We start from the raw sequence: 12,866 nt of genomic DNA, 5'->3' as shown, positions 1-12,866 counted from the left end.
TTCGAACATGGTAAAGGGGTTTGGCTTTTTGATAAAAATAATAAGAAATATATTGATGGAGTGACAGGAATCGGTGTTTCCGCATTAGGACACAGTCATCCTGCAATTATAAAAGCAATAACTGAACAAGCGAATAAAATATTATTTATTGGTAATATGTTTCATATTGAGGAGCAAGAAAAATTAGGTGATGAATTCATTGAAATTTCAAAGATGCATCAAGTGGTTTTTGTCAACTCAGGTACAGAGGCTAGTGAAGTATCCATTAAAATGGCCAGGAATTATGGTTATACCCAAGGTATAAAAAATCCCACCATCATTGTTTTTAAAAATGGCTTCCATGGTCGCACAATAGGTTCACTGAGTGCATCAGGGAATTTTAAATTACAAGAAGGTTTTGGCCCTCTTCTTCCAGGGTTTATTTTCGTAGATTACAATGATATTGATGCAGTAAGGAAACTTGCTAATAGCGGCAATGAGGATATTATTGGAGTATCCCTCGAACCTATTTTGGGACAAGGCGGCGTAGTTATTCCGGGCACAAATTTTCTAAAAGACTTGAACGAAATCTGTAAGGAAAAAGAGTGGCTTTTAATTCTTGACGAAATTCAAACAGGTATGGGCAGAACTGGTAAATTTTTCGCTTATCAGCATGAGGATCTATCACCTGATATCATCACCACAGCAAAATGTATAGCAGGAGGATTACCTTTAGGAGCGTGCGCTGCCAATAAAAAAGTTTCAGATGTTTTTTTGCTTGGCAAACACGGAACAACTTTTGGTGGGAATCCCTTATCGTGTCACGTTGCACGCACAGTAATTAAAACCATAAAGGATAATAACTTACTAGAAAATATTACGAGCACTGGTGCTTATTTACTTGAGCAACTTAAAACGGAATTAAGCGCTTTGGATATCGTAGTTGATATACGAGGCAAAGGAATGATGCTAGGAATAGAATTAGCCAAACCTTGTCATGGGCTTTATTTGCACGGATTAGAGGCCGGAGTGTTGTTTAATATCGCTGCAGAAAAAGTGATTCGCATACTTCCACCCTATATTATGAATAAAGAAGAGGCGGACATTTTTGTACAAAGACTTAAAAAAGCTATCGTGTCTTTTTGCCAGGATAAAGCACAGTAGTTCAAACTGAATCTGACAGTTGCTAGTTTTTTAGTAGTTTGCCGATCCTTTAATTTGACCAAATCGTCTAAATTATGACCCAAGGCATGATTTAGACGCTCTTGCCCTAGAAATAATATGGATTTTAATTAATCAATCATGTTATGGTTTTACCATTTTATTAATGTAAATGATTAGCCATTTCTTTAGTTTGATAGGCTGGATGGTCCCTTTATGTGATGACCAAGTGGTCCCTTTAGCGTGCTGAATGACAATATGCTCAACGGAAACTCTAGCACCTCTGGTAGCCATTAAGGTTTTAAAAATGTTTAGCCTACGATCATTTTTTCGTTTATTAATTTTATTTCTTTTCCCAATAACCATAATAGGCAATAATGTTTATCTATTTGGAGTTATAAATAGACCTAAAATGCGTATTGTTTTTTTAGCTTGTTCAAAAGCTGCATGCAAAGGATTTATAACTAAATTAAATTCCTCTGGAACCATAACTGAAGGAATAGACATTGCCAAATATTCCTTTGGATTATAAAAATTTTTCGCAGCAAAATCGCGATTTGAATTTGGTGAAGGGGTATTTTTCCATTCTTTAGGTAAATCATCGATAATATATTTGATGATCAGTTCATCTGGGATTTCTATCGAAAATTTATAATAACTAAAACCAGATACTGAAAGCCCATTATGCGATAACCATTCTAAGGTACAGAGAGATATTGATTGAGAGCAATAAATTGCTTTTGTCCCTTTGTTATTCCATCTACCGGCAACGTATAATCCACCATCTCCTGAGAATACCACTTCAGCTTGTTGGTTTTGAGCGCCTCTAAACCAAATAGACATTAGTTATAGATCCCATACTTAATTTGCAATAATGCTTGATCTACAAGACGATGTCCTGCTTCTGTATCCAATAAATCCATTGGAATTTGATCACCTAATGAAGGAATTTTTTTATAAAGCCAATTTTTTCCTTCTTGACTTCCTAAAATTTCTTCAGCATTTTTTACAACAGAAATGAGTCTTAAAAATTTTTCTGTGGAGCCTGAATCAAGTAATTTATGGTCTTTTTTCTTTGCAAAATAGGTAGAGGTCGTAATTTTTAATCGGCTAAGAACATCCTTAACCACAAAGGATTGATCGTTTAGAAAACTCTCAATCAGATCAGGATTAATGCCTTTCCTAATTATTTCTATTTCTTTAATAGGATCTTTAAAGTAGTTCATTAGCTTATTTGTATTAGATAGCATGATTGTTCTCCTCTTATAAAATATTATAAGTCTTAATTTGGTATTAAGCAATTCCGAATTGAGAATATCAATAAATTTTGTAGCGTTAAATTAAGGGGGGGATTAACAACCACGCCAAGCCTTTTCGCGCACCGGAAAATAAAGGCATAATTGGTTAAGAAATCTGGTTAAAAATTCTAAGTTAAACTTTAACGACAAAGCATGAGATTATTGACGTTTAGTGATTTCTTGAATAAGAAACACATCTCCTTCTTTTAAAAAAATAACCCGTACTTCAGAATTTACTCTGTAACAGTATTGGTCGTTTTCAATTTTCTTTAAATTTGGTGTTTCTTGTTTTATCAACCAATTTCCATTGCTTTATCAATGTCTCTATACTCAACTTTTCCATCGTTAATTGCTGCATTTCATAGGAGCCTTTTATTACGTCTCTATATTCAATAAAATCAATTGAAATAAGTTCGTTTTCACTCAATACAAACAATTCATCCTTATATTGGCAAATACGGTACACATCCAAAGTTTGTAAACGAGTGCCATATCTTGTAATAAATAAAGGCTCATCATCAAATGCCTTTCTTTTTTCCAGATAAGAATCCAAATACTCCCTACTCTCTTGTGGCAATGGAATTTTATTGCTGATACGTTTTGACTTATGGCGCAGCCCTTTTTGTCGATACTGCCCTACATTTAATGAGACTACTTCCGACTCTCGAAGCCCGGTTCCCATTAGGACATAAAATAAAGCGGCTTCCATCACAAACTTTTGATTTTTCGTATTTTGGCGATCCAGTAACTCCATGGTTAACCACGTCAGTATCTCCTGCCTTCTTCTCTGGTATAGAAACTTCTAGTAAAGCCGCTAATTGCGCTATCTGGGAAAAATTTGAAGAAATTCTTTCAGAAAGAAGTCTAATTAAAACTTTATAAGTTTTATTTTGTCTCGTAATAAAAAGGCTCTTATTGGGCCTTTTATTTTTCTTAAGTAAGGGTTCAGTACTCCAAGAATTCTGGACCCATCTGGCGATTATAGCATTCACTTCATACAAATATTCACCCTGACTGCTTTCAAAAATTGTTCAACAGGGCTGTTCTGCGAACCCACGTAAATCCGACTAGTTCGGAAAACATGGGAAAGCCTAAGCGGCATCATACTTTTAGGAGGGGGGCTAATGCCTTATTTCCTTAAGTTGACGCCATTATGTAAACGGTTTGACCTACTCTTTCATTTTCAAAAGCCTCTTATGATTTATTTGATACCAATCGTCATGGTCTTTCACCGTCTTTTCCCAATACTTGTCCAGTTCACTGGAGGTGCTTTTTTCCCAGACAGGCATTTTATTGACGAATAAACCACCCAAATCACGGCATAGGTTTAATAACTTATTACCCGCTTTTTGCCTTTCTACTGACCACTGTGTAAATGCGGAATAAATATCTTTATCCATTTGCAATTGTTCAAATAATGATAATGCATCTTCAATAGCTTTAGCTGAACCAGCGCCAACATGGGGACGTGCTAAAATAGAGGCATCCCCCGCCAAAGCCATATTTTTAACGAAATAACTTGGAACATAGGCATCATAAATAGCCTGAGTAAAAGGTTCTGGGGTTGCTAGTACGACTTCTTGCACAAAAGAATTGAAATATTTTTTTACTAATCGATAGAGATAGTCTTTATATTCCGCAGTCATGTTATTAGACATCACATTTTCATGAAACCGTTTATCTCTTACAATAGGATTTTCCGGACTCATATTTTCATAAATCAGCCAGTTAACAATGTACTCTTTTGAGGTATCTGTAGCGGTAAGCTGAGGAATGGCATAAAGCAGTAAATGACCTTTATCATAAAGATAAAAAGGAACTTTATTAGTTAAATGTTTATCAGTTTCCGCATCAACCCTAACCAAGGTACCACGCCATGCGATATAATTTGTAAACTGTGGTTCTGACTCAGGAAAAAGATACTTTCTACCTAGAGAATGGTAACCATCCGCCCAAATAACAATATCGTACTCTTGTTCATTCTCGTCATTATTTAGAGTTAAATAAACCTTTTCTTCACATCTTAACGATGTAACTTTGGTATCGTAATGTATTATGGAATCAGGGATACGTTTAGCAAGATTGCTATATAAACTTCCCCAATGCACCGCCGAAGCCAAAAAGGGTTTTTTGCCTAAATTGTTTTCTTCGCCGGTCTTTGGACTAAATTGTATGAACTCTCGTTCATTCACGTCAATGATCGGAAAGCTCTTATCTAAAATGTCCATTTCAATAAGCTTTTTTACCAAATATTTAGGTAAAGCAATTCCCGCTCCTCGATCAACAAGCACACCTTTGGGACGTTGTTCATAAACAGTCACATCGATATTAGCACGCTGAAGGAGAATAGCCATAGAACTACCAGCTATCGCTGAACCCACCACTGCAATTTTTGGTCTACTCATATACCCTCCGTAATCTTTTAGATTAAGGTTGCAACTTCTTGTTTTGATTGTCCTTTTTAAATAAAGAATCTCGAGAAACCGGTTTCCCATCTAACCAAACGGCATTAATACGTTGTGTATTTTTAATGTTGCTTAATGGATTTGCATCCAGAATAAGCAAATTGGCCTTTTTTCCAGGCTCTAAGGTTCCCATATATTGATCAACACCCATTATTTTAGCGCTATTTGCTGTGCCGATTTTAATTGCATCCATCGGCGTTAAACCAGCCTTAACTAACAATTGTAATTCCCGATGTTCTGCAAACCCTTGAATTCGCTCCACTTTGGCTCCAGAATCAGCTCCTAGACCGACTAAAATCCCGTGTTGATATAAGGTCTTGATGTTGTGCATGGCGATACTTAAAGTTTGCTTCTCAGAAAGTTTTGGTATGTAAGAAGGTATTTTTGTTTTGCCATTTAATACATCCAGTACCCCAGGCTCTAAAGCATTAAGAAAAAAATCATCTTGCATCCACGAGGGGGATTCAGTATAGATATAATAAGACTCATCCAACTGTAAAGTTGGAACAATAGCGACCTTATGTTTTTTCATTGCGTTGATTAATTCCATATCAACTGGTTTATCACGAACACTATGCTCTAAAATATCTACTCCTGAATTTACTAAACTTTTAGCATCATCAAGATAATACATATGGGCAGCAACACGTAGATTGTGCTGATGGGCTTTTTTTATTACCTCTTGATACATTTCGGGTTTCATCTTAGGTAAGCTATGATAAAAGTCATCCACCCATATTTTTACTACATCAGGAGATTTAGTGGCCAAGGTTGCCACATCCTGAGCTATAGCTTCAAAAGTATTAGGCCGATAGACGGGATCTGGGCCACTCATCTTTGGCGGTGCGCCATCAGGAACACCTATACCCTGTCCAGCCGTAATTATGTAAGCATATTGATTGCCTAAAAGACCATTATTTCTTTGTCTGCGCAGTTCATAAATAAACTCCTTATCACGCCCTAGAGAGGTTACTGCACCAACACCATATTGAGCAAATAACTTGAGTTGACGCAATACATTTTCCCTGGTGTTATTCGTATCCGAAAGTGTGGTATTTTTTGTTAAACCCAAGTGCGAATGAGTATCAATCAAGGCTGGCATAATTGTTTTTCCCTGCATATCTATCACCTTTGCAGACTCAGGAATTTTTACTGCATCCTTTTTACCTACCGCAATAATTTTTCCACCTTGAATTACTAGTGTTCCATTATCAATAGGCTTACCACCATTACCATCGATGATTAACGCATTTTTAAATACAATAGGAGCCACATCAATTTTAAGTTGTCCTGCTGCAAATAGTCTCAGTGGCAGAATCAAGATAAATAACAGCGAAATTATTAGTGTAGTTTTACTTTTTATCATTGCAGCCTCTTTATTAATAAGTGAATTTACCTAATGCATAAGCAAGAAGAATCAATCCCGCCAGCACACTAATATTGGATACTAATCCTTGCATTTTCAGACGATAGGAATCACCCTGCTCATTCCAAAAATCATGAAAAATTAATGAAGCAAGCAAGGTAAAAAGGATTAAAATTAAAGCTCCATAAAAAAGATAAATATCCAATAAAATGGCTAAGCTACCAATAATTTGCATAGCAAAGCCAAACCAAAAAACAAAAGCAGGGTATAGTAATCCACGATTGGTGATAACCTGGATTTTTTTTGGGTAGTACACCACGTTTGAAATAGCCGCAATGATAAAAGAAATAGCAAACATGGCGCGAACAAGGAATGGTATATATTCTGCATAATAAGACACCCTGCTCTCCTTATAAACAAAGACTAAACTTTAAATTTTTTCAAATGCTCTAAGCATCGCGCCTGAGCAGCCATATAATCGCCAATTTCATCTTCATAGCTTGCATGATATGAATTATTAAGCAATTTTCTTGCCATCAGAATGGCTTCAATTTCTTTGGGTCTGATTTGAGTAATGAGCCTGATAATAGCCTCGTCAAGATTATTGACAACCTCATCACATAATCCCCAATTAAGAGCCTCTTGCGCGTTAATTTCGTCACCACTGATTAACATTTTCTTAGCTCGTCCTAAGCCAATATATTTTGCCAAACGAAAAACCGCCATTCCAGGTAAAAAACCAGCTTTAATAGAGGAAAAACCAAACTTGGAATCCTCAAGGCAGAGTCGGTAATCGCAAGCCAAGGCCAGCTGAAAACCCGGTTCATTAAAATGTCCATGAAGCGCGGCGAGTGTAACCTTGGGCATGTTTTCAATGAGAGACACAATTTTTTCCCATTTAGAAATAATTCGAATATCTAAATTATCCTTAATGTACGTGTGAAGTTGCGTGGCTAATGGGGAATTATCATCACTAGATCTAATAACCACATAATAGATATTCTCATCTTGAGATATCTTGTAAAACTGCTCTTCGATAGTATCAAGTCGTTCACGGATGTTTTCAGTATTAAGTTGAGGTTCACTAATTTCAATGTGAGCGACATTGTTCTTTTGATCAATTGAAAATACTGTCATATCAAAATCCTCTCTGATTATAAACTACCATTCTAATAAAGCTGTTTCTAATTGTGCACCAGGCCCGATTGTTATCATTAAACCCCAATCCCCTTTGTTAATTACATTCTCATCTAGTAATCGCGAATAAGAAAAAAGGAACGAAGAGGAGGAAACATTACCATAATCCATAAGAACCGAAATAGTATGTCGCATATCATGAGTACTAAGACCTAAATTCATTTTCACAGCACTAATAACATTCCGACCTCCTCCATGAACGATCCAATGGGTGATATCTCTCAGACTCAATTGATATTTTTTAAGAATATTTTCAATGGGTTTGTTAATATACTTTCCAACAACATAGGGATTGCTATGATGTAATTCAAAGCTAAATTTATTGACTCTCTCATTCCATATTACTTGCATTGCCTCTAAGGCATCTGTAATGATAAAGCTGGAAAAGCCATGAATTCGTGGGGCCTCATTACTACTTAAATCGCTATTTTTGGGCTCATAACGAACAACAACCGCCGCTGCTCCATCGCCAAAAAGACTGTTCACTACATTGGAACGAAGACTACCATCGTTAACGTACATGGCCGAACAAATTTCAACACAAAGTAAAAGAGCGTATTGAGAAGGATTGGCTATTGCCCAGTTATTGACTGTATTTAACCCATTTAATCCACCATTACAGCCCATCCCTACAATATCAGCTCGTTGAATCTCTGGTTTAATATTCATTTTTTTTATTAATCTTGCAGAAATCGCTGGTAACATAAAACCTGTACTGGTAACAACACAGATGTAATTAACATCCTCTATATCGATTTTTGCTTTCTTAAGGGCTTTATTTATAGCCTCCTCACCAATCAATAAACATCCATCTTCATGACGGTTAATTAATATATCTTGCGGTTCATCAAGATATTCGATATTATCAGAAAGATGAAGATACCGTTTCTTTATTCGTGTTGCTTCAAATAATTGTTTGGTTCGACGATTATCTATTCCAAGCTTTTTTACTATCTCCTCTTGAGTGTAAGAAACGGTAGGAGTGGCCACCCCTACCGACAGAATGCATGCTCGTGGTTGCATCTTTAACTCCTTCATCAAAACAAGCTACATAAAATTCTATTATTTAGAATAGCCCATAGAAACTGAATGATAATTATGAACTAGTTAAAGTTTAGCTCATTCACTGCTTTCAATACTGAAATATCATAAAAATTTATTAATAGTTCTTTTTTTTGTCTTTGCCATTCCTGAACATAGGGCATACTCATATGCAAACGGTGTGCATTCTCATTTTTCCAGTATTCGTGTAATAGAATTTTAGCCGGATTTTCTCTGGAAAAATAAACATCGTATTTTAAACACCCTTCTTCCTGGCGAGTTAATCCGATAAGTGACTGTAGAATCGTTTCAACGAGAAGTATGTTTCCAGTTTTAACCTCAAAATGAGCATATATAACATACACTGTATTTTCCAAGCCATTCTTCGATAATGTCTGTTTCAATTAATTCTCTTCTCGAGTAAATACTTTAATATAGTCCATAAAAACCTCTCCAACAAATATATCAGGACATTATAAATTTCGCATGAGGAGTGACAGCTCAAACAATTAGGGGCTGTTGCTCCCTCTATGCCAACGTGCCGAGAAAGCAACAGCCCCTAAAATTGTCTGCATAAGGCTAAATAGTTATTACAACGAAACTAAATTCTATAATTATCCCCTTGAATCAATAACTTCAACACGATTTCGTCCTAATGTCTTAGCACGATACAACGCCTCATCAGCAAGGCCTAATAAATTACTCGGCTCTCCTTCTCTTGGAGTACAGCAAGCAACACCGACACTAATAGTTACAAAAGAAGAAATATTTGAATCAGGATGTGGTAACTGCAATGCACAAACAGCTTGTCGCAACGTTTCTGCGAATAGAGTTGCATCGATTACATTAGTATCTGGCAAAATACATATAAATTCTTCACCACCATACCGTGCTAGCAAATCGGTTCTACGGAGTACCCTACTTTTTAATGCATGAACAACACGCTTTAGAGCATCATCACCGGCTAGATGGCCAAGACTGTCGTTATAACGCTTAAAGAAATCGATATCCATCATAATAATTGCTAACGGTTTAGCATAACGCGCGGCGCGATACCATTCATGAGTAAGGAAGTCATCGAATCGGCGACGATTTGCAATTCCTGTTAGGCCATCCATATAAGACATTTCCTGAAGCAACGATTGCAGTTTCATTTTTTCAGTAATATCTTCTCCTACAGCGGCAAAATGCTGGATTTCTCCATGATTATCAAGCACCGGTGCAATGTTCCATGATTGCCAGAACACACTTCCATCTTTACGCTGATAGAGTAGTTCTCCTTTCCAGGTTGAACCAGATTTAATGATTTTCCATAAATCGGGCAAAACATTGTTTGGCGTCTGGTCACCACGAAAAATATCTGTTTTTTGACCGTACAACTCTTTTCTGGTGTAGCCTGTAGATTTAGTGATTTGCGGATTAACATAAAGAATATTCTTTTGTTTATCAACAATTAGTACTGATACAGGACTTTGTTCGATGGCTGCCTGCATTTCGCGTAACCGCGTGCGTTCTTCTACCGATTGCGTAATATCATGAAATGCGATCACAATGCCTTTTGTATTCTCTTTTAGTCTGATTGGTGTTGTAATAAGCGAAACAGGAAAGCAAGTTCCATCCTTACGCCAAAAATAATCCTCATCGCTCACATAAGGTTGTTCTGTTTGTATTACGCTTAAGTTCTTACACTCTTCTATCGGATAAGGGGTATGATCGGGATGTGAATGATGAAATAGTTCATGGGAATTTTTACCAAGCATTTCGATTTCGCTATAACCCAAGATGTTACAGGCGGCCGCATTGACAAATTCAATCACCGCATCTTTATCTACTACTAATAAACCCTCTCCAAGCGCTGATGTAATATCACGCAAATAATGCTCACTTAGTTCAACCTGTTTTTTTGCTTGTTGTAAAGCCCGCGTTATCTTTGTATTTGTTTGGAGTGCTTCCTCTAGCTCTTGAGTGCGTTTTTGTACCTGATCTTCAAGTATGATAGTATTTTGAAATACGCCAAAATCTGTTCTAGGGGAGTTCATATCCTGTTCTGCTCTATCAATTAATGCCTTAATAATTTTATTGAGGCGTTCGATTTCCGCTTGAAGTGCCTGTTTATTATTAGATATGTGTGGCTTCTCAGGCATTGCTATTTTTCCGTAACTCGCCTATTGCCAGGCCTGTAATTGTCTGATTTATATGAATACCTTTGAATTGTTCACCATAGGTGCTAAAACCAACGACATTGTTATTCTGAAAAATTTTCTCGACTTCCTTTTTCCTCCCTGTACGTTGCATCTCTAGATTGCGAAGGATGCAATCACAAACCAGAATTAATTGCGGCTTGCCAATAGATGATTGAATGTCTTTAAACGTTTGTTCGATATTTTCTATAAGATCGACTCCATGGGCAGCCATAAACACTAAACCGTTATCGATCGCGCAATAAAAAGTTAAACTTCCATCGGGATTGGCCTTTTGAATAGAACGCACATAGTCAACTCCGTTGATTCGTATCACAAATGGAGTTGCAGAAAACTGCGCGGGATCAAGTTTTTTAACTTGAGTCTTTACAATACGAGCATATTCTTCCACTGCTGGGTAGCCATTAATTTCATTAACAATGCGCTGAGCGGAATCTGCTTGAGTCACCACCAATTTTTCATGCCCACAGACAAAATGCTGTGCTTTGAATAGCTTAAAAGGATATATTGTGTTTATCAGGACAAGCGCTGCGCAGTTAGTACGAAAAGCCCCTTCAGAAAATATCCACGTTTGTTTAAAACTCAGATCATCTCCTGCTGAGCCACCAAAAAGTTCTATTCTTCCTAGTGCATTCTGAAAAATACGGGCTGTTGGCTCTTCGCGAAGAGACAATCCATCAACTAACAAAAAAGCAAAACTGTTTTCAGAATTAGTCGTAGGTGCTCGAGCTTCAAGTTGTTGAAGTAGATTATTAACAAAAGACTCTCCTTTCTCATTATTAATATTCTGCAGGTCATCTATATGTCCTGCTGCAACTGTAAAACCATCTGACGAGAAACTAACTCCTGAAAGGGTATATTCTGTATAACCACCAGGTCCAATTTCACCAGCCGTTGTGCAGCCAATCACTTGCTTATTCGGAAAAAGGGAATTTATTTCATTGGCTATAATATTGAGGTCATAATGACTTGAACAAAAAAATAGAATAAACTCTATGTTGGGTTGATATACTGCAGCATGAAATTCCTTAACCGCAATATATGGATCTTTCGCGAATGATTGTCCTGTACGAATAGACTGTTGGGTGCTCATCTAACATGCTCCATATTTTAGACATAAAGGCTGGATAAAAATTAACCGTAAAGTCCCCATGATATAAATATAACATACGCTATTTCAATAGTGAAGTTTAACGAGTATAGAGATAGCTGCAAACAGTCAAATCACACGTTACTTAACCCATTATTGCACATAATTTTTTAGCGAAAAGCTTGGCTTGCTTCTATATATTCATTGAGTGAAAACTCCAATTTAAAAAATACTGCGGAATCAATAATCTTATGCTAGAGTAATAATTGGTAGCTGTATTGGAATAAGAGATAGCGTTTTATCATCCACCATTAAATGGTGTTCTAACAATTAATTTGAAAAAATGACATCTAATATGGATTCGACAAAAAAGACATTTTTCAAATCGAGCACTGGCGCAGTCTTATTAGCCTCAGGAATAACTGCTTTTGCTATTCCACCAAGCACAGGACAATTGGTGCTAATTAACGGCTTGGATAACCTGACATCGACAAATAGTGATGATATGTCGCGCTCTAACATTATGGTTCAGGTCTTTGATACTCATACCCCTACTTCACCATGTTACACTGTTGCGAGACTGGGTTATAATAATGTAGCCATCATTAAATGGCAGGCTAACGGAATACACGGGATAGCTTCTTGCGCGGGCACTGGTATTGGTACCCCTGCTATATCGAAAATAGAAATTACCCCACTTAATAAACGTGTTGGTAATAAAATTACTATTGTCTATGACGCTATTGTTGAGACGACCATCCCTAAGGCAACAGCTAGTGCCATTACGTTCACCCCACCAACAACTATTTATGAAAATATGACATTGGTTATTAATGGCAGTGGGATTCCCAACACGGTTGGTCAGACAGCGGATGCGATGAATTGGGGATTTACTGTGACACCAACATCCCCTATTTTTGATACGAGCAATGGAGCTTTAATAGCAACAGGCGTACCAGGAGCTATTGGAGCCTTTGGTTTAAAAGCTAAAAAACTAATGCGGCATTATGGCATTATTCCAGCCACTAATAGTGATGAATCGCTTTTTTAAGGCCTGTTGAGATTTTG

Annotated in this window: 14 protein-coding genes; 2 read left to right on the top strand and 12 right to left on the bottom strand. The window is 36.9% G+C overall.

Translation table 11 applies throughout. From position 1 onward, the window contains the following. Positions 1–1,143: acetylornithine/succinylornithine family transaminase (locus LDG_RS08255; protein ID WP_040534987.1), on the top strand; the 1,143-nt coding region annotated here is incomplete at its 5' end. Positions 1,144–1,284: 141 nt separating this feature from the next. Here the strand turns inward: LDG_RS08255 and LDG_RS20705 are convergent. From LDG_RS20705 to nosP, 12 genes are all read right to left on the bottom strand, one after another. Next, positions 1,285–1,506 carry a DUF6680 family protein gene (locus tag LDG_RS20705; protein WP_407635273.1) on the bottom strand — a complete coding sequence of 74 codons (222 nt, stop codon included), beginning with the start codon at positions 1,504–1,506 and terminating at the stop codon, positions 1,285–1,287. A 15-nt stretch (positions 1,507–1,521) separates the two neighbouring features. Beyond that, complete coding sequence (locus LDG_RS08245) at positions 1,522–1,983, bottom strand: RES family NAD+ phosphorylase (RefSeq protein ID WP_006870814.1); 462 nt, start codon at positions 1,981–1,983, stop codon at positions 1,522–1,524. Beyond that, positions 1,983–2,390: an antitoxin Xre/MbcA/ParS toxin-binding domain-containing protein gene (locus LDG_RS08240; protein ID WP_006870813.1), complete on the bottom strand. Its 408-nt coding sequence runs from the start codon at positions 2,388–2,390 to the stop codon at positions 1,983–1,985. Before LDG_RS08240 ends, LDG_RS08245 begins: the two co-directional genes overlap by 1 nt. A gap of 307 nt (positions 2,391–2,697) precedes the next feature. After that, complete coding sequence (locus LDG_RS20190; RefSeq protein ID WP_006870811.1) at positions 2,698–3,192, bottom strand: tyrosine-type recombinase/integrase; 495 nt, start codon at positions 3,190–3,192, stop codon at positions 2,698–2,700. A 415-nt stretch (positions 3,193–3,607) separates the two neighbouring features. After that, positions 3,608–4,843, bottom strand: coding sequence for an FAD binding domain-containing protein (locus tag LDG_RS08230; RefSeq protein ID WP_006870810.1), 1,236 nt, complete (start codon positions 4,841–4,843; stop codon positions 3,608–3,610). A gap of 22 nt (positions 4,844–4,865) precedes the next feature. Continuing rightward, positions 4,866–6,269: an amidohydrolase family protein gene (locus LDG_RS08225; protein ID WP_006870809.1), complete on the bottom strand. Its 1,404-nt coding sequence runs from the start codon at positions 6,267–6,269 to the stop codon at positions 4,866–4,868. 13 nt (positions 6,270–6,282) lie between these two features. Next, positions 6,283–6,669 carry a DoxX family protein gene (locus tag LDG_RS08220; protein ID WP_006870808.1) on the bottom strand — a complete coding sequence of 129 codons (387 nt, stop codon included), beginning with the start codon at positions 6,667–6,669 and terminating at the stop codon, positions 6,283–6,285. A 23-nt stretch (positions 6,670–6,692) separates the two neighbouring features. Then, the gene (locus LDG_RS08215; protein ID WP_006870807.1) at positions 6,693–7,406 is read right to left on the bottom strand and encodes an enoyl-CoA hydratase/isomerase family protein; all 714 of its coding nucleotides are present in this window, start codon (positions 7,404–7,406) and stop codon (positions 6,693–6,695) included. A gap of 24 nt (positions 7,407–7,430) precedes the next feature. After that, complete coding sequence (dpgA, locus tag LDG_RS08210; protein WP_006870806.1) at positions 7,431–8,489, bottom strand: 3,5-dihydroxyphenylacetyl-CoA synthase DpgA; 1,059 nt, start codon at positions 8,487–8,489, stop codon at positions 7,431–7,433. Between the two features lie 80 nt (positions 8,490–8,569). Then, a complete protein-coding gene (locus LDG_RS18460; RefSeq protein WP_050805536.1) occupies positions 8,570–8,911 on the bottom strand; it encodes a putative quinol monooxygenase in 342 nt (113 codons plus the stop codon). A gap of 210 nt (positions 8,912–9,121) precedes the next feature. Beyond that, positions 9,122–10,651: a sensor domain-containing diguanylate cyclase gene (locus LDG_RS18455; RefSeq protein ID WP_006870804.1), complete on the bottom strand. Its 1,530-nt coding sequence runs from the start codon at positions 10,649–10,651 to the stop codon at positions 9,122–9,124. Next, positions 10,644–11,801, bottom strand: a complete 1,158-nt coding sequence (gene nosP, locus LDG_RS08195; RefSeq protein ID WP_006870803.1) for a nitric oxide-sensing protein NosP — start codon at positions 11,799–11,801, stop codon at positions 10,644–10,646. Before nosP ends, LDG_RS18455 begins: the two co-directional genes overlap by 8 nt. Positions 11,802–12,153: 352 nt before the next feature. Between nosP and LDG_RS08190 the strand changes: the two genes are divergently transcribed. Then, positions 12,154–12,849 carry a hypothetical protein gene (locus tag LDG_RS08190; RefSeq protein WP_040534981.1) on the top strand — a complete coding sequence of 232 codons (696 nt, stop codon included), beginning with the start codon at positions 12,154–12,156 and terminating at the stop codon, positions 12,847–12,849. The last annotated feature ends 17 nt before the right edge of the window (positions 12,850–12,866 follow it).

This window comes from Legionella drancourtii LLAP12 (genome assembly GCF_000162755.2).
In the GTDB taxonomy this organism is placed as follows: Bacteria; Pseudomonadota; Gammaproteobacteria; order Legionellales; family Legionellaceae; genus Legionella; species Legionella drancourtii.
This window is presented reverse-complemented; position numbering and strand designations above follow the sequence as displayed.

Excerpts from the sequence above, each read along its gene's own strand:
- LDG_RS20705 (WP_407635273.1), bottom strand. The coding sequence starts at position 1,506 with ATGGTTATTGGGAAAAGAAATAAAATTAATAAACGAAAAAATGATCGT.
- LDG_RS08245 (WP_006870814.1), bottom strand. The coding sequence starts at position 1,983 with ATGTCTATTTGGTTTAGAGGCGCTCAAAACCAACAAGCTGAAGTGGTA.
- LDG_RS08240 (WP_006870813.1), bottom strand. The coding sequence starts at position 2,390 with ATGCTATCTAATACAAATAAGCTAATGAACTACTTTAAAGATCCTATT.
- LDG_RS20190 (WP_006870811.1), bottom strand. The coding sequence starts at position 3,192 with ATGGAGTTACTGGATCGCCAAAATACGAAAAATCAAAAGTTTGTGATG.
- LDG_RS08230 (WP_006870810.1), bottom strand. The coding sequence starts at position 4,843 with ATGAGTAGACCAAAAATTGCAGTGGTGGGTTCAGCGATAGCTGGTAGT.
- LDG_RS08225 (WP_006870809.1), bottom strand. The coding sequence starts at position 6,269 with ATGATAAAAAGTAAAACTACACTAATAATTTCGCTGTTATTTATCTTG.
- LDG_RS08215 (WP_006870807.1), bottom strand. The coding sequence starts at position 7,406 with ATGACAGTATTTTCAATTGATCAAAAGAACAATGTCGCTCACATTGAA.
- dpgA (WP_006870806.1), bottom strand. The coding sequence starts at position 8,489 with ATGCAACCACGAGCATGCATTCTGTCGGTAGGGGTGGCCACTCCTACC.
- LDG_RS18455 (WP_006870804.1), bottom strand. The coding sequence starts at position 10,651 with ATGCCTGAGAAGCCACACATATCTAATAATAAACAGGCACTTCAAGCG.
- nosP (WP_006870803.1), bottom strand. The coding sequence starts at position 11,801 with ATGAGCACCCAACAGTCTATTCGTACAGGACAATCATTCGCGAAAGAT.
- LDG_RS08190 (WP_040534981.1), top strand. The coding sequence starts at position 12,154 with ATGGATTCGACAAAAAAGACATTTTTCAAATCGAGCACTGGCGCAGTC.